Origin of the sequence: Streptomyces violaceorubidus, from assembly GCF_000717995.1 — a bacterium.
GTDB lineage: Bacteria > Actinomycetota > Actinomycetes > Streptomycetales > Streptomycetaceae > Streptomyces > Streptomyces violaceorubidus.
Window position 1 is genome coordinate 490,590 of record NZ_JODM01000002.1, and the last position, 16,764, is coordinate 507,353.

The 16,764-nt window shown below is 71.0% G+C and carries 11 protein-coding genes; 3 read left to right on the top strand and 8 right to left on the bottom strand.

The features are described from left to right. Window positions 1-5: 5 nt before the first annotated feature. The 3 genes from IE94_RS0106140 to IE94_RS0106150 all read right to left on the bottom strand — a co-directional run bounded on the left by IE94_RS0106140 (window position 6) and on the right by IE94_RS0106150 (window position 5,969). Window positions 6-2,759, bottom strand: coding sequence for a bifunctional glycosyltransferase/CDP-glycerol:glycerophosphate glycerophosphotransferase (locus IE94_RS0106140; RefSeq protein WP_030179326.1), 2,754 nt, complete (start codon window positions 2,757-2,759; stop codon window positions 6-8). Then, on the bottom strand, window positions 2,756-4,546 hold the full coding sequence (locus IE94_RS0106145; RefSeq protein ID WP_030179329.1) for a stealth family protein: 1,791 nt from the start codon (window positions 4,544-4,546) through the stop codon (window positions 2,756-2,758). Before IE94_RS0106145 ends, IE94_RS0106140 begins: the two co-directional genes overlap by 4 nt. 295 nt (window positions 4,547-4,841) lie before the next feature. After that, the gene (locus IE94_RS0106150) at window positions 4,842-5,969 is read right to left on the bottom strand and encodes a PLL family lectin (protein WP_030179331.1); all 1,128 of its coding nucleotides are present in this window, start codon (window positions 5,967-5,969) and stop codon (window positions 4,842-4,844) included. Between the two features lie 340 nt (window positions 5,970-6,309). On the opposite strand from IE94_RS0106150, the gene IE94_RS0106155 reads away from it, so the two are divergent. Next, on the top strand, window positions 6,310-7,419 hold the full coding sequence (locus IE94_RS0106155; protein ID WP_209441030.1) for an LCP family protein: 1,110 nt from the start codon (window positions 6,310-6,312) through the stop codon (window positions 7,417-7,419). Between the two features lie 70 nt (window positions 7,420-7,489). On the opposite strand, the gene IE94_RS0106160 is transcribed toward IE94_RS0106155, so the two are convergent. After that, window positions 7,490-8,515, bottom strand: coding sequence for a DUF8189 domain-containing protein (locus tag IE94_RS0106160; protein ID WP_030179339.1), 1,026 nt, complete (start codon window positions 8,513-8,515; stop codon window positions 7,490-7,492). A gap of 108 nt (window positions 8,516-8,623) precedes the next feature. Between IE94_RS0106160 and IE94_RS0106165 the strand changes: the two genes are divergently transcribed. Next, complete coding sequence (locus tag IE94_RS0106165; protein WP_030179341.1) at window positions 8,624-9,001, top strand: PIN domain-containing protein; 378 nt, start codon at window positions 8,624-8,626, stop codon at window positions 8,999-9,001. A gap of 64 nt (window positions 9,002-9,065) precedes the next feature. Here IE94_RS0106165 and IE94_RS0106170 read toward each other — a convergent pair whose 3' ends face one another. After that, window positions 9,066-10,577, bottom strand: a complete 1,512-nt coding sequence (locus tag IE94_RS0106170) for an amino acid permease (protein ID WP_030179344.1) — start codon at window positions 10,575-10,577, stop codon at window positions 9,066-9,068. A gap of 151 nt (window positions 10,578-10,728) precedes the next feature. Continuing rightward, on the bottom strand, window positions 10,729-12,657 hold the full coding sequence (gene dxs, locus IE94_RS0106175; RefSeq protein WP_030179347.1) for a 1-deoxy-D-xylulose-5-phosphate synthase: 1,929 nt from the start codon (window positions 12,655-12,657) through the stop codon (window positions 10,729-10,731). 368 nt (window positions 12,658-13,025) lie between these two features. Between dxs and IE94_RS0106180 the strand changes: the two genes are divergently transcribed. Continuing rightward, complete coding sequence (locus tag IE94_RS0106180; RefSeq protein WP_030179350.1) at window positions 13,026-14,549, top strand: chitinase; 1,524 nt, start codon at window positions 13,026-13,028, stop codon at window positions 14,547-14,549. Window positions 14,550-14,642: 93 nt separating this feature from the next. Here IE94_RS0106180 and IE94_RS0106185 read toward each other — a convergent pair whose 3' ends face one another. Together IE94_RS0106185 and IE94_RS0106190 are read right to left on the bottom strand one after the other, a co-directional pair. Beyond that, window positions 14,643-15,947, bottom strand: a complete 1,305-nt coding sequence (locus IE94_RS0106185) for a sugar ABC transporter permease (RefSeq protein WP_030179352.1) — start codon at window positions 15,945-15,947, stop codon at window positions 14,643-14,645. Beyond that, window positions 15,944-16,735, bottom strand: coding sequence for an ATP-binding cassette domain-containing protein (locus IE94_RS0106190; RefSeq protein WP_030179354.1), 792 nt, complete (start codon window positions 16,733-16,735; stop codon window positions 15,944-15,946). The genes IE94_RS0106185 and IE94_RS0106190 overlap by 4 nt, the downstream gene beginning before the upstream one ends. Between the last annotated feature and the right edge of the window lie 29 nt (window positions 16,736-16,764).

The following is a 16,764-nucleotide window of genomic DNA, read 5'->3' on the forward strand; positions in this document are numbered from 1 at the left end:
CCACATCAGTGCCTCGCACCCCGAATGAGGCCGTCGATCGCTTCCGAGGCCCTCGCATTGTTCTGCCGGTCCCGGTACTCGAAGAACTTCTCCGCCCGTCGCAGGTACTCGGGCTCTGGCGCACACCCGGCCCGCAGGTAGCGCACCACTTCGGCGACGGTCTCCTCGACGCTTTCGCACACCGGCCCGAAGCCGTCCCGGCGGGCGTCGAAGTAGCCCTTCTGGTAATGCCCGTCCCAGTACTCCTCGGCGTCGAACTGCGCGTAGACCAAGGGAGTCCCCAGGTACGCGACGTCGAACGCGGTCGACGACCAGTCCGTGAGGAAGAGGTCGCAACGGCGCATGGCCTCCTGCACACTGGTCTCGTTCTGGTCGGCGACCCGGACGCGTTTGCGGTCCGGCACCATGTCCCCGACCATCGCGCGCATTTCGTAGTGCGGCAGGAAATCCAGGGTGTAGTCGTAGCGGTCCAGGGCGGCGAGCAGGGCCGGGTCGTTCAGGAAGCGGACCATGAACTCCCGGTAGCCGGAGGCGAGGAACCGGTCGCGCGCGGCCTGCCGCGCCTCGCGGCCACCGCCGTCCCGGCTGTACGAGGCGACGGTCAGATAGGCGCGCCACGTCGGCATGAAGAGGATCGTGCGGCTGCCGCGAGCGGGGGTCAGCGCGTCGAAGCGGGGGAATCCGCTGACCTCCACCTGCCCGTCGTAGCCGAGTTCCCGCGACAGGAACCGCCCCTCGTCCCGGCTCACCGCGAGGATGAGATCGACACCCGTGCGGTTGCGGTGCAGGCCCTTGCTGACGTCCTTGTCCGTCACCCCGTGCTGGAGGAAGACCCGGCGGGCGCCCACCCGCCAGTTCAGGTGCTTGAGGTAGCGGGTCCGGTCCCAGCCGTCGGGCAGCATGTACGTGTCGATGTCATAGGCGTTGACCAGTGCCGTCGCGTGCAGCATCAGCAGCTTGTGCTTCCAGGAACTGTGCGCGACGACGTGCCCGAGCCCCGCCAGGCGGGCCCGGTCCGGGCTGCCGGACCGGATCACGTAGTACGCCCCGCGCCGCTTCGCGGAGGTGCGCAGGTGGCGGAACAGGTGCCAGCCGTTGTCCTGCGCGGTGTCGCCCCGCTCGCCCAGCAGCCAGATGTCCCGACCCAGGAGCAGCGGCTTCAGCGGCTTCGTGAGCAGCCGGAGCAGGCGCTGCTTCCAGAAGGGCCGCCGGCGCAGTACGTGTTTGGCGTCCTTGGCGACGAGGCCGCCCAGCAGGGCGCGCGCGCCGGGCCGGCGGGCCGGACCGAGGACCATCAGGATCGCCCGGTTCCTCCCCTTCCAGTGCGGCACCACCCGGGTCCCGCCGTGTTCGACGACGCGTGCCCCGCGCAGATAGCCCGCGGCGACCAGACACGGGGTGACCACCTGGCCGCCCTCGGCGTCGACCGCGAACTCCAGGTCGTGCACGCCCTGCCGCAGGGCGTCCAGCGGAAGGTCGGCGGTGAAGCCGCCCCACTCGGTGTCCGGCCGCGTGTTGCGCATGTCCCGCCGGCGCACCTGGGTGGCGGGGACGCTGAGCCGGCTTCCGCGTACGCGCAGGCTCAGGTGCCCCTCCAGCGGCCGGACCAGCGGCATGCCGCCCACTTCGAACCGCCCGGCGAGCCTCAGCATTCCGGTCCCGGGCACCTCGCGGACGTGCTCCAGGTGGGCGGTGAAGGGCGTGGCCCGGGCCAGCGGGGCCAGCCGGTCGGGAAGGCCGCCGACGAGGTGGGCGCCGCCGTCCCGGACGGAGAGCTTGTGCAGCCGGGCCGCCCGGTCGGCGAAGAGGCCGAAGTCCCCGGTGGCGAAGGCGAGGTAGGCCACGCGGTGACGGGCGTCGGCGGTGGCCCTGAGGATCAGGTCGGGGTCGACGTCCTGGTAGACCGCGCGGCACCGCGCGTAGATCTCTTCCAGTTCGGCCCCCTGGAAGAGGTCGGGCGCCCGCAGCGCGAAGCCCTGGTAGCTGCGGACCAGGAAGAGGTCGAGCACGGCCCGCGAGAGGTCCGGCAGTCCCGCGCCCATCCGGTGCAGGTACTCCACCAGTTGCAGGTGGTCCCAGTAGTTCTGCCGCCGCGTCCAGATCGCGTCCATGGTCGAGTTGCCCGCCGCGCGCTTGCGGTACTGGTAGACGCACTGGTCGACCAGCGCGAGGCGGGTGGCGAGGACGAGCGCGGCCACGCCGACGTAGGCGTCCTCGAAGTGCACGCCCTCCGCGAAGCGGATGCCGTGGGAGCGCAGGTAGGCGAGGTCGAAGAGCTTGTTGCAGGCACTGGCGCTGTGCACCAGCTCGGGCATCTCCGCCACTGCGGCGAACGTCCGGTCGCCCTTGCCGAAGTACCCCTTCCACGCCCAGTTGGTCGGCTTGGGGAACGTCTCCATCATCCCCACCACGACCTGGGCACCGGTTGCCGCGGCGGCCTCCAGCATGCGTTCCAGCGCGGTGGGCGGCAGGACGTCGTCGGAGTCGCAGAAGGTGATGCGGGCACCTGTCGCCCGGTCCATCCCGAGGTTGCGGGCCGCTCCGGCACCCCCGCCGCGGCGCACCAGCACCGTGGTGTTGGCGTGCCGGCGGGCGAACTCGGCGCACAGCCGGTAGGAGCCGTCCGTGCTGCCGTTGTCGACGAGCAGCACCTCGCAGCGCTCGAACACGGTCTGCGCCGCGATGGAATCCAGACATTCCTGGAGGTACTGCTCCACGTTGTACACCGGCACGACCAGCGTGACGTCATAGGCGTTCATGTGCGGTGCGGCTCACTCGCGGGCTCGATGGCGTTCCTCCGGTCCGTCACCTCGTACGGACTGGGCACCGGGAAGTAGGCCCTGAGGAAACGATCCAGCATGGTCCGTTGCGCTTCCGGGTCGGCCGCTTCGACCGTGTCGTTGAGGCAGAAGGTGTCCATGTTCCGGTGGGCGAGGAGCGTGTTGAGGCGCCGGTCGGCGAGGTCCGCCGAGAGGTCGATGTACCGGTACTGGATCTCCCCCACCGTGGCCCGTGCCGAGTGGTACGCGAAGTAGTGGTGCAGCGAGGAGGCGATCGGCACGTCGTCCGGGGACCGGAAACGCGAGTGCTGGGTGGCGGCGTGCTCCTGCGTGAAGGTCTCCTCGATCTCCTGGAGCACACTCCGGCGCAGCGCGTGCGGGGTGTGCTTCATCTTCTGGGAAATGGCGGTACCGAATTTCTGGGCGATGAGCCAACGGCTGTTCTTGCCCGCGGCGTTGACCGGGAGGTCGTCCGGGGAGGCGGGCCCGCCCGGTATCAGCGCGGGCGAGGTGAAGAACTTGGTGATGCCGTTCGGGTGGAAGAAGTGCGCGGGCGTGACCGGCCGGCCGAAGAACACGTCGTCGTTCAGGTAGAGGAAGCACTCCGAGAGCCCCGGAATGTGGTGCAGCTGGCTCTCGATGGCGTGGGAGTTGAACGTCGGCAGGGCGGCGGCCTCGGAGAAGATCTCCCGGTGGTCCACCACCCGGAGGTTCGCGTGCTGCGTCTGGAGCCAGGACGGCACCTGCCCCGCCGTGACGAGGTAGATGTTGCGCACCCAGGGCGCGTTCTGGTGGAGCGAGCGCAGCGAGTAGCGCAGTTCGTCGCGGCTGGTGAACCGCGAGTCGTTCGCCGCCTGCTCGTGCAGCCCGTCCGCGGTGAACCCCCGGCGCGCACGGTCGCGCGAGGCCCGCCAGACCGGGTCCGAGTCGTCCACCCAGGTGTAGACCACATCGATGGGGAACTGGTGGTCCTCGGGGAGCGGCACGGCGAACTCGGCCAGCGTCCGGGCCGTCCCCGTGCGGTACGCGGGAGGTATGGGGCTGAACAGGCTCTGCGGCGCCGACTTGCGCGCGGCGTCCACCGGGACCGCGTCGATGACCCGGTTGGGCCGCGGGGCGCGCAGCTCCCCCTCGCGCTCCGTCCACATCTCGATGTCGCATCCGGTGGCCGCGCCGAAGACCAGTTGCTGGGTCGGGTCGCACACGTACCAGGCGACCCTCAGCACCTTGTGGTGGCGCAGCTGCCGCCAGGAGCGCTCCTCGTCGCCGGGCTCCATGCGGGCCTCGCCGCCCGTGGCCGGCCCCACGTAGCCCGGGGCCTGGTCGAAGGCCAGCCGGAGCATCTCCTCCACCAGCGGGCGGGAGGCGGCGGGGACGGCGACGGCGGGCAGTCCGCTGCTGGTGCCGCGCACACAGAAGTAGTCGATGCCCGCCGATTCGAGGACGGAGACCACGATGTTGAGATTGCGGGCCCGGGCCGCCCAGTCGGTCGCCCCCTCGACCAGCATCGCGCGCATGTGGCGGCGGCCGACCCGGACGACTCGGCGGGTGTGGGCGGGGCTGTGCCGGGGAGCGTTGCGCTTGCCCCCCATCGCCCAGACCACCGCGGCGGAGCGTACGGAGTCGGCCGCGGTGAGCGAGGACTTCACCGCTTTGCGGACGGGGGTGGGCACCCCGCGGACGATGCGCCGCCTCGCGCCGGTCGGGACCGCGGACCGGTAGGCCGAGATCAGCGCTCCGGCTTCAGGGTTGTCCGAGCCACCCACGAGGCATTCACCATCCGTACCCAGCAGCTCTGCCCTCCAAGGGCTGCCGCACCTCGCTGTGCGGGACCTTGGACTCGAAGAAGCACGCATTTCCAGACACGGGGGCCCAACACCCCCGTTTCGACTGCGATCGCCTCACACCGGCAATCCATCAAACTTTCACATAATGGTTTCCTAAAAGTCCAGATCAAGACAGCCGACAGACAGCTTGCGGCGCGTGACGATGACCACATGCGACGGGTACAACCATTTAATATTCTGGACTTTCAGCGCGGTGTGCTGTAGTGGCGCGCTCTCAACTACCCGACAGGCGTTCCCAGTCGGCCAGGGTCAGTCCCGGCTCCGACCGCTGCCTGTTCACCAGGACGGCGCCGTCCGCGGCGACCACCGCCATCACGATCCGGCCGAGCCCGTCCAGGGCCAGCGCGGGGGTGCCCGCACAGTCCACCCCGGTGTCCGTCCACCACAGCCCGCCGGACTCGGCTCCGGTGCCGCACACGCCCAGCACGGCCGTTCCCGTGCGCCCCTGGTGGGCCAGGACCGTGCAGTCGTAGCCGTCGACGGCGGCGCGGAGCGTGGCGTGCGGCCCCTCCCCGGGCGCCCCGCCGGCCGGGAAGGCCCACTCGCCGGGGCGCTGCGCGTAGACACCCGTCCCGCTCTGCTCGGACCAGTACGCGGTGAACACCCCGGGCGCCGTCTCCAGGAGCGCGGCCGAGCCCGGTGCGGGAGCGGGGGTGAGGTCCTGCGCCCGGCGCAGATCCGCCCCGGGCTCGGTCTGCACCCAGCGCATGACCGAACGGTGCCCCGGCGCGAGCAGTTCGACCAGTCCGGCCGAGTTCGCCGCGGCGCTCAGCCCGCCCGCGACCGCGCCGCCGCGCAGGTCCTTCCACGCCTCCCAGGCCCCGCTTCTGGCCTCGCGCCGCAGCATGACGCCGCCGGGACCCCCGGAGACGAAGACGTGGACGGTGCCCTGAGCGTCGACGGCGGCGGTCGGCGCACCGAGGCTCGCCGCGTCCCTGGGATCACGGAAGGGGTTGCCGAGGGAACGCCAGTCGCCGAGCGTCCGCCCGGTCTGGTACTGCACGGCGTAGACCAGATCGGTCTTCGGTCCGCCGCCGCCGGACCGCTCCCGGCGCCCGAGGAAGTGCGCGTAGCGGTTGGCCCCCTGGGCCACGGCCAGGGACGTCAGCCCTTCGACGGGGAAGAGGTCCGGTCCGTCGAAGCGGCCGCTGCCCACCGCGGTCTCCGTCCAGCGGTGCACACCGGCTTCGACCAGCGCGTAGACGCTGAGGCGGTCGTCGTTCCCGCGCAGCAGCCACGAACCCGTGGGCGCGCAGGCCCCGGACGGGCGCCCAAGCCGTGCCTCGGCCGCGACACCGGATCGGGTCTCCCGGTCCACCGCCTGGGCACCTCTGCCGCGCATGTGTGCCGTCCCCTCCCACGCCGGGCCTGGTGTCCACAGATGACTCCAGAATTCGCCACATCATACGCACGACCGAACACCTGTCCCAGGGCCCTGCCGGTACCGCACCGGCCTCGTACGACGGCTTCTCCGGCGGGCGCCGGCGGGCGCGCGGCCACGGGCGGACCGGACGGCGCGCCCGCCCGGCGGCGCACACACCGGGCACATCGGTCGTACGCGTGCTCGACCGCGTGTCTATAGTTCAATGCCAACCAAGCGTCAGCCGAGCAGCACCGACCCGGCCCCTCACGGGAGCGGCCAGCTGCCCCTGCCCTCCGGGCACGAGTTGCGAGGACCCGCCGTGAGCCACGACCTGAGTACCCCCGTGCCGCCCGCCCCTCGATCGCCGAGCGAGGGGCGCGGGAGCCGCAGAGCCGGGAAGAACGGGAAGAAGAAGCGCCGCACCGGCCGGAAGGTCCTGCTCGGCCTGGCGGTACTGGTCGTCGCCGCGGCCGGCACCGGCTACTGGCTCTACAGCGACCTCAACGGCAACATCAAGGGCGTCGACATCAACGACGCGATCGGCAAGGACCGGCCGGAGAAGCTCCCCACCTCCGGGCAGAACATCCTGATCCTCGGCTCCGACTCGCGCGCGGGCGACAACGCCGAACTCAACACCGGCAAGGTCGCGGGAGCCCGTTCGGACACCGCCCTGGTCATGCACATCCCCGAGGGGCGCAAGGAGGCCGTCGCCGTCAGCATCCCGCGCGACACCCTGGTGACCCGGCCCGAGTGCACCAAGCCGGACGGCTCCGAGGTGGCCTCGGCGGAGCGTGTGATGTTCAACTCCGTCTACTCGCAGGTCGGTCCGGCCTGCGTGGTCAAGACGGTGGAGAAGATGTCCGGGGTCCGCATGGACCACTACGTGGAGATCGACTTCGCCGGCTTCAAGGACCTGGTGGACGCGATAGGCGGCGTCACCGTCACCGTCGACCAGGACATCCACGACAAGTCCAGCGGACTCGACCTGACGGCCGGCACGCACAGACTGAACGGCACGGACTCCCTGGCCTTCGTGCGCACCCGGCACGGCATCGGTGACGGCAGCGACCTCGGGCGGATCGGGCTCCAGCAGGAGTTCATGATCGCCCTGCTGAGCGAGATCAAGAAGCAGGACCTCCTGGGCAGCCCGACCAAGACGTACAAGATCGCCGACACGCTCACCGCGGCCCTGACCACCGACTCCGAACTCGCCTCGCTCACCGCGCTCGCGGACTTCGGACGCAGCCTGAACGGGGTCGACCCGTCCACGATGGAGACCATCATGCTGCCGGTGGCCTACGACAAGATCGACCCGAACCGGGTGGTGGCCGCGGAGCCGCAGGCGTCCACGCTGTGGAAGGCGATCCGCGGCGACAAGGAGATCCCGGAGTCGGCGAAGAAGTCCCCCGCGGGCGGCAAGACCTCCTGAGGGGCCGCCGGCCCGATCCGCCGGGGAGGGACGGTCTCCGGGTTCCCTCCCCCGGGTCGTCGCCGTCCCGTCAGACCGCCGCCCAGGCCCCCAGCGCCAGCCCGGCCTCGTCCTTCCGCCGGGACAGCAGCAGTTGCCCGTTCGACGGGGAGAGCGACGCCGCCACCAGGCGCCCGTCGGGGTCCAGGGCCAGGGAGACGGTCGCGTCGGCCGGCAGTGCGGGGCCGGACTCGGTCCAGGCCGCGCCCATCTCCTCCAGCTCCGTGGGGTAGGCGGCGAAGGAGACACGGCCGCTGCCCGCCGAACGCTGGGCGAGCAGCGTGCAGTCGTGGCCGTCTATGACGGTGCGGACGGCGGCCACGGGTCCGGGGCCGACGGCGGTCGCCAGGGGCGTCGGCTTGCCACCGGGGCGCCAGGCGCACAACTCCCCCGTGCCGGCGTCGGTGTAGAAGACCGTGGTGTGCTCCGCGGAGGTCGCCAGGGCGCGCAGGGTGCCCGGGCGGACGGCCGCGTCGAGGCGCTCCCCCAGCACCGGGCGCGCGCCCGGTGCGTCCTGGCGCCAGTGCAGGATGCCGCCCTCGACGGGCGCGTACAGCTCGACCAGGCCGGAGTCGGCCGTCACGGCCGCGGGCGACTCCTGGACGCCGCGGCCCTTCAGGTCCCGCCAGGGATCCCAGCCGCCCTTCTCCTGCTGGGCCACCATGCTCATGCCGCCGCCTCCGTTGCGGACGAAGACATGGGCGCGTCCCTGCGCGTCGACCGCGACGGCGGGGGTCCCGGTGCGGTCGCCCTGCTTGTTGGGGTGGCCGGCCGACTGCCAGTCCAGGGGCGCGAGCAGCGGCCGGAAGTGCGTGGTGTGCACGAGGCCGCAGCGGTCGGCACCGGTGGGGCGCCAGGCGACCAGGTGGGCGTACCCGTCGGGGCCCCGTCCGACCGCGAGGCCGCCCGGGCGCAGCTCCTGGTCGCCGCCGATACGGCGCGGCGCCTCCCAGGGGCCCGCGGGCGCGCGCTCGGCACGCCACAGGGCGGCGTCGTTGGACGGGAGGTACACACTGAGGCGGCCGTCGCGGCCGAGGAGAAGCCAGTCGCCATTCACCGGATCACTCTAAGCGGGACCGTCGGCCGCGTGTCGCTCGGGTAGGGCCCCGCACGGCCGCGGGCGGCGGTGGGCGGCGGGCCGGCCGGTGCGTGCGACCCTGGCGGGATGGAAGAGAACGCGTCCCCGCTCGTGGTCGTCGACGCCGCGAACGTCGTCGGTTCGGTGCCCGACGGCTGGTGGCGGGACCGGCGCGGGGCCGCGGAGCGGCTGCGGGACCGGCTGGCGGCGGACGGGGTGCCGGGGCGGCCCGGGCCGCTGGAGGTCGTGCTCGTCGTCGAGGGCGCGGCCCGCGGGGTGGACTCCGTGGCCGGTGTCCGGGTGGAGTCCGCGCCCGGCAGCGGGGACGACCACATCGTCGAGCTGGTCGCGCGGACCGCGGGCGACCGCCCCGTCCTGGTCGTGACGGCCGACCGCGGGCTGCGCCGCCGGGTGGTGGAGCTGGGTGCCGAGGTGGCGGGGCCGAGGACGGTGCGGCCCGGGTGAGGGACGGAGCGCGCACGGGCCGACGACGGCCGCGCTCCGCCGCGTCGCACGGGCCCGCGACGGACTACGGCCCGTTCGGGGCGGCCGGCTCGGCCGGCTCCTCCTCGCCGCGGGCCAGGCGGCTGTGGGTGCGGCCGTAGAGGAAGTACACGACGAAGCCGATCGCCATCCAGATGGCGAAGCGGACCCAGGTCTCGGCGGGCAGGTTCAGCATCAGCCACAGCGAGGCGGCCACGGAGACGATGGGCAGCACCGGGACCAGCGGGGTGCGGAAGGCGCGGGGCAGGTCGGGCCGGGTCCTGCGCAGGATGATCACGCTGATGGCGACGACGACGAAGGCGAAGAGCGTGCCGATGTTCACCAGCTCGGCCAGCTCGCTGAGGCTGGTGAAGCCGGCGACGATCGCGATGACCACGCCGAGCAGGATGGTGGGCCGGTAGGGGGTGCGGAACTTCGGGTGGACGTGCGAGAAGAAGCGCGGCAGCAGTCCGTCGCGGCTCATCGCGAAGAACACCCGGCTCTGGCCGAGGAGCAGGATCATGCAGACCGTGGTCAGGCCGACGGCCGCGCCGAAGCTGATCACGCCCGAGAAGAAGGGATGCCCCGTGGCCTTGAAGGCGTCGGCGAGCGGGGCGTCCACCGAGAGCTCGGTGTAGTGCTGCATGCCGGTGACGACGATCGAGACCGCGACGTAGAGGATGGTGCAGATGATCAGGGAGCCGAGGATGCCGCGGGGCATGTCGCGCTGCGGGTTCCTGGTCTCCTCGGCGGCCGTGGCGACGATGTCGAAGCCGATGAAGGCGAAGAAGACGACCGAGGCGGCCGTGAAGATGCCCATCACGCCGAAGTTGGCCGGAGCCCAGCCGAACATCAGCTGGATCAGTGGTGAGTGCAGTCCCCCGCCCGCCTCGACGGGCTGCGACTTCGGGATGAAGGGGTCGTAGTTGGCGCTCTTGACGAAGAAGGCGCCCGCGATGATCACGATGAGGACGACCGCCACCTTGATGGCGACGACGAGCGAGGTGATCCGCGCCGACAGCTTCATGCCGAGCACCAGGACGGCCGTGAGCACCAGCACCAGGGCGGCGGCGAGGATGTCGAAGCCGAAGCCCTCGGCACCGTCCCTGCCGCCCAGCTCGGCGGGCATGTGCCAGCCCGCGTTGTCCATCAGCGAGCGGATGTAGCCCGACCAGCCGACGGCCACCACCGCCGTGCCGAGCGCGAACTCCAGGACCAGGTCCCAGCCGATGATCCAGGCGGGCAGTTCGCCCAGCGAGGCGTAGGAGAAGGTGTAGGCGGAGCCGGCCACCGGCACGGTGGAGGCGAACTCCGCGTAGCACAGCGCGGCCAGCGCGCAGACGACTCCGGCGACGACGAACGCCAGGGCCGTGGAGGGCCCGGCGTTGTTCTTGGCGACGGTGCCGGTCAGTACGAAGATGCCGGTGCCGATGACGACGCCGATACCGAAGACGGTCAGGTCCAGCGCCGACAGGGATTTCTTGAGCGCGTGTTCCGGTTCCTCCGTGTCACGGATGGACTGCTCGATCTTCTTGGTCCTGAAGAGGGTGTTGCTCACGGGAACCTCCCACGCTTGTCGTCCTCGACATGATCGAGAGGGGGCGTACTGCGTATGCCCCGGCGTGGGCGATTTCACGCGGATGGGCCGGTTCCGCCACTGCAACGAGTGGTGGAACCGGCCCATCCGGCTCAGTGCGGAGTGCGCGGTGTCAGTCGCGCGCGGCCTCCACCTGGTCCGCCTCGGCGCCCGCGCGGTCGTACCTGCCGTCGAGCCTGGCGACCAGACCCGTCACCTGGCGCGCGATGTCGGGCGCGGTGAGCCCGATCTCGGCCAGCACCTCGGCGCGGGAGGCGTGGTCGAGGAAGCGCGGCGGGATGCCGAAGTCGCGCAGCGGTACGTCGACGCCGGCGTCGCGCAGGGCCTGGGCGACGGCGGAGCCGACACCGCCGACGCGGGAGTTGTCCTCGACGGTGACGACCACGCGGTGGCGCTCGGCGAGCGGGGCCATGGCCTCGTCGACGGGCTTGACCCAGCGCGGGTCGACCACGGTGGTGGAGATGCCCTGCTTGTCCAGCAGGTCGGCGATCTCCAGGCACATCGGCGCGAGGGCGCCGACGGAGACCAGGAGCACGTCGGGCGTGTCGGTGCCGGGGGCGCGCAGCACGTCCATGCCGCCGACCCGGCCGACGGCGGGTACGGCGGGGCCGACGGCGCCCTTGGAGAAGCGGACCACGGTCGGCGCGTCGTCCACCGCGACGGCCTCGCGCAGTTGGGCGCGGACCTGGTCGGCGTCGCGCGGGGCGGCGAGCCTGAGGCCGGGGACGACCTGGAGGATCGACATGTCCCACATGCCGTTGTGGGAGGCGCCGTCGGTGCCGGTGACACCGGCCCGGTCCAGCACGAAGGTCACGCCGCACTTGTGCAGGGCGACGTCCATCAGGACCTGGTCGAAGGCGCGGTTGAGGAAGGTGGCGTACACGGCGAAGACCGGGTGGACGCCGCCGTGGGCGAGGCCGGCCGCGGAGACCGCGCCGTGCTGCTCGGCGATGCCGACGTCGTAGACCCGGTCCGGGAAGGCCTTGGCAAACTTGTCGAGGCCGACCGGCTGGAGCATGGCCGCGGTGATGGCGACCACGTCCGCGCGCTCCTTGCCGAGCTTGAGCATCTCGTCGCCGAAGACGCTGGTCCAGTCGGCGCCGGAGGTGGAGATGGGCAGGCCGGTGTCGGGGTGGATCCTGCCGACGGCGTGGAAGCGGTCGGCCTCGTCCTGGAGGGCGGGCTGGTAGCCGCGGCCCTTCTCGGTGAGGCAGTGCACGATGACGGGCCCGCCGAAGCGCTTGGCGCGGGTGAGGGCGGACTCCAGGGCCTCCAGGTCGTGGCCGTCGATCGGGCCGACGTACTTGAGGCCGAGGTCCTCGAACATGCCCTGGGGGGCGATGAAGTCCTTCAGGCCCTTCTTGGCGCCGTGCAGGGTGTCGTAGAGGGGGCGCCCGACGACCGGGGTGCGCTCCAGGACCTCCTTGGTGCGGGCCAGGAAGCGCTCGTAGCCGTCGGTGGTGCGCAGGGTCGCCAGGTGGTTGGCGAGGCCGCCGATGGTGGGCGCGTAGGAGCGTTCGTTGTCGTTGACGACGATGACGAGGGGGCGGTCCTTGGCGGCGGCGATGTTGTTCAGCGCCTCCCAGGCCATGCCGCCGGTGAGGGCTCCGTCGCCGATGACGGCGACGACGTGGTCGTCGCGGTCCAGGACCTGGTTGGCCTTGGCGATGCCGTCGGCCCAGCCGAGGACCGTGGAGGCGTGGCTGTTCTCGATGACGTCGTGCTCGGACTCGGCCTGCGAGGGGTAGCCGGACAGGCCGCCCTTCATCTTCAGCTTCGAGAAGTCCTGGCGGCCGGTGAGCAGCTTGTGGACGTAGGACTGGTGTCCCGTGTCCCAGAGCACCTTGTCCTTCGGCGAGTCGAAGACCCGGTGCAGGGCGAGGGTGAGTTCCACCACGCCGAGGTTGGGGCCGAGGTGGCCGCCGGTCTTGGACACGGCGTCGACGAGGAAGGTACGGATCTCCTCGGCCAGCTGGTTCAGCTCTTCCAGGCTGAGCCGGTCCAGATCGCGCGGTCCCGTGATGCGGGTCAGCAGCGGCACCCGTGCCTCCTTGCAGTAGAGCTGTTGCCGGGCTCGTCGAGTCTAATGTTCCGCTCCGGCCGGACGTGTCCGGGCGGTGCGTCGTACGTCACGCGTTCGGCCTTACCCAGGGGCGGGCCGTTCTACGTCTTCCCGGTCCGCGCCCTGCGGCACGCCGCCCGTCCGGCTTGGGGACACCTTTACCCGGGTGGTCCAGTCCACCGGGCGCACGGTGTCCAGGCCGGGTGGCGCCCGGTCCGGCCGATTGGTCTAGCCCCATTCTGGTCCAGACCATTGCGCTCCCGATGCTCCGGCGATATCCCCGTATCCGGCAACACCCCTGCACGGCAAGGGAATCGACGTTCCTCCCCACACACACCGGGACTGACATGAGACGCATGCGTTCCATCCGGGCCGCCCTCACCGCGGCCGCCACCACCGTGGCCGCGGTGGGCCTCGCGCTGTCCGGCACCGGCGCGGCCCAGGCGGCGACCCCGCTGCCGGACCGGGTCTTCGCGCCGTACTTCGAGGCCTGGACCGGCGAGAGCCCGGCCGCGCTGGCCGCCCAGTCGGGCGCCAAGCACCTGACCATGGCCTTCCTCCAGACGGCGACGCCGGGTTCGTGCACGCCGTACTGGAACGGCGACCCGTCGATGCCGATCGCGCAGTCGACCTTCGGCGCCGACGTCGACACTATGCAGGCGAACGGGGGCGACGTCATCCCCTCGTTCGGCGGCTACACGGCCGACACCACCGGCACCGAGATCGCCGACAGCTGCACCGACGTCCAGCAGATCGCCGCGGCCTACGAGAAGGTCGTCACGACCTACGACGTCTCCCGGCTCGACATGGACATCGAGATCGACGCGCTGGACAACATCGCGGGCATCGACCGCCGCAACAAGGCCATCAAACTGGTCCAGGACTGGGCCGCCGGCAACGGCCGCGACCTCGAGATCTCCTACACCCTGCCCACCACCACCCGCGGCCTCGCGGACAACGGCGTCGCCCTGCTCGAGAACGCGGTGAAGAACGGCACCAGGGTCGACGTCGTGAACCTCATGACCTTCGACTACTACGACAACCAGCAGCACGACATGGCCCGGGACACCCAGACGGCGACCCAGGGCCTGCACGACGTGCTGGCCCGGCTCTACCCCGCGAAGTCCTCCGCCGAGCTGTGGCACATGATCGGCGTCATCGAGATGATCGGCGTCGACGACTTCGGACCGGCGGAGACCTTCACCCTGGACAACGCCCGCACGGTCTACGACTGGGCCCTGAAGCAGGGCGTCAACACCCTCTCCTTCTGGGCGCTCCAGCGGGACAACGGCGGCTGCGCGGGCGGTGGCGCGGCCGACAACTGCTCGGGCATCCAGCAGAACACCTGGGACTTCTCGCGCGTCTTCGCGCCCTTCACCAGCGGCAGCACCGCCCCGGAGAACGACTTCTCCCTCTCCGCCGCCCCGGCCTCCGGCACCGTGACCGCGGGTGCCTCGGCCACCACCACGGTGAAGACCGCGGTGACGAAGGGCCGGGCGGAGACGGTGCAGCTCAGAGCGAGCGGGGTCCCGGCGGGCGTCACCGCGTCGTTCGGTCCCGGCTCGGTCACGGCGGGCGGGCAGTCGACGCTCACCCTCGCCACCACCTCCCAGGCCGTCTCGGGGACCTACTCCGTCACCGTCACGGGCACCAGCCCGTCCGGCAGCCACAGCACCACGTACACGCTGACCGTCACCGGCGGCAACGGCAACCAGTGCACGGCCACCCCGTGGGCCTCGGGCTCGATCTACACCGGCGGGCAGCAGGTCTCCCACAAGGGGCACACCTGGAAGGCCAAGTGGTGGACGACCGGCGAGGAGCCCGGGACCACCGGCGAGTGGGGCGTGTGGGAGGACCTCGGCGCCTGCTGAGGTCGGCACGCCGCACATCCGTACACAAGCGGTCCGCCCGCCCGCCGGGCTCGGCCGGGCGGGCGGGCGGACCTTTGTCGGCCGTGCGGGACGCTATGCGCGGCCGGCCGTCTTCTGGGTCTTGCGGGTGATCGCGTCGATGACGACGGTCACCAGCAGCACGCCACCGGTGATCATGTACTGGACCGGGGAGGCGACACCCTGGAGTGCGAGGCCGTACTGGATCGAGATGATGACCAGCACGCCGAGCAGCGCGTTCCAGGTGCGGCCCCGGCCGCCGAAGAGGGAGGTGCCGCCGATGACGGCTGCGGCGATGGCGTTCATCAGCAGGTCGCCGGCGCCCGCTCCCTGGTTGGCGGAAGCGATCTTGGACGTGATGAACAGACCGCCGATCGCGGCGAACGTTCCGGAGATCGCGAACACCGAGATGCGCACCGCCGTGACGTTGATGCCGGCGCGGCGGGAGGCCTCGACGCTGCCGCCGAGCGCGAAGACCTTTCGGCCGTAGGCGGTGCGGCGCAGCACGAAGTCGGTGACGAGCAGCACGACGACGAAGATCAGCACAGCCAGCGGCAGGCCCTTGTACTGGTTGAAGACGATCGCGACGGCGAAGGCCACGACGGCCAGTAGGACAGTACGGACGATGATCTCACTCAGCGGCCGTGACGGAATGCCCACGGCCGCGCGGCGCCGGTTGTCGAAGTAGGCGTTGAGGAAGTAGCCGACCACGGCCACCACGGCGAGTCCGTAGGCGGCGGCGACATCGGCGAAGAAGTAGCCGGTGAGTTTGGCTACGACACCTTCGGGGTCGATGTTGATGGTGCCGTTGGCGCCGAGCACCTGGAGCATGAAGCCGTTCCAGAACAGCAGGCCGGCCAGTGTCACGGCGAAGGCGGGCACGCCGATCCGCGCGAAGAAGAAGCCGTGGATGGCGCCCGCCACCGTGCCGGTGAGTACGGCCAGCAGCATGGCCAGCCACTCGTTCATGCCGTGGGTGACGCTGAGCACCGCGAAGGCGGCGCCCGCGACACCGCTGACCGAGCCGACCGACAGGTCGATCTCGCCGAGCAGCAGGACGAAGACGATACCGACGGCGATCATGCCGGTGCCGACCATCGCCACCGACATGTCGGAGAAGTTGCCCGCGGTGAGGAAGTTGCTGTTCAGGCTGGCGAAGATGGCCCAGATGATCAGCAGACCGACGACGACCGGGAGGGACCCGAGGTCACCGGCCTTCATCTTCCGCTTGAACTCGCCTATGTAGCCGGCGAGGCCCTGCTCGCGCACCAGAAGCCTGGGGTCCACGGCGGTGACCGCGGCGGCTGCGGCGTCGGGGTTCTCCACCGCGACCTGGTCGGCGCTGTTCTCGGCGGGGGTGGAGGTCTTGTCGATGCTCACTTCTTGATCTCCCCAGTGGTGCGCGCCGCACGACGGGTCACGGCGTTCTCCGTGGCACCCGTGATGGCGGAGATGATCTCTTCCTGGGAGGTCGTCTTGACCTCGAAGGTGCCGTTGTTGCGCCCCAGGCGCAGCACGGCCACCTTGTCGGCGACCGCCTTGACGTCGGCCATGTTGTGGCTGATGAGAATGACGGCGTGGCCGCGCTCGCGCAGCCGCTCGACCAGGTCGAGGACCTGCGCGGTCTGCTCGACGCCGAGGGCGGCGGTGGGCTCGTCCAGGATGACCAGCTTGGGCTCGCCGAGCATGGAGCGGGCGATCGCGACGACCTGGCGCTGACCTCCGGAGAGCGAGGCGATCGGGATGCGGACGCTCGGGATGCGGATGGACAGCGTGTCCAGCAGCTCGCGCGAGCGGCGCTCCATCTCCACCTCGTCCAGGACGCCGCGCTTGCGGATCTCCCGGCCCAGGTAGAGGTTTCCGACGACATCGATGTTGTCGCACAGCGCGAGGTCCTGGTAGACCGTCGCGATGCCGAGGTTCTGGGCGTCGTTCGGCTTACTGATCGAGACGGTCTTGCCGTCCCACTCGATGGCACCCTCATCGATGGGGTGCACGCCGGCGATCGTCTTGACCAGCGTGGACTTTCCGGCGCCGTTGTCACCCACCAGGGCGACCACCTCACCGGCGTGGACCTCAAGCTCTACCTCGGTGAGCGCCTGGACGGCACCGAATCGCTTGGAGACCCCGCGCAACGCCAGCACGGGCGTAGCGGACACGTGAACCATCTCCTTCGCCGCCTGACCCGGCGGGAGGT

Bases quoted from the DNA above. Each gene is read 5' to 3' on its own strand.
- IE94_RS0106140 (WP_030179326.1), bottom strand. From the start codon at position 2,759: ATGAACGCCTATGACGTCACGCTGGTCGTGCCGGTGTACAACGTGGAG.
- IE94_RS0106150 (WP_030179331.1), bottom strand. From the start codon at position 5,969: ATGCGCGGCAGAGGTGCCCAGGCGGTGGACCGGGAGACCCGATCCGGT.
- IE94_RS0106165 (WP_030179341.1), top strand. From the start codon at position 8,624: ATGGAAGAGAACGCGTCCCCGCTCGTGGTCGTCGACGCCGCGAACGTC.
- IE94_RS0106180 (WP_030179350.1), top strand. From the start codon at position 13,026: ATGAGACGCATGCGTTCCATCCGGGCCGCCCTCACCGCGGCCGCCACC.
- IE94_RS0106190 (WP_030179354.1), bottom strand. From the start codon at position 16,735: ATGGTTCACGTGTCCGCTACGCCCGTGCTGGCGTTGCGCGGGGTCTCC.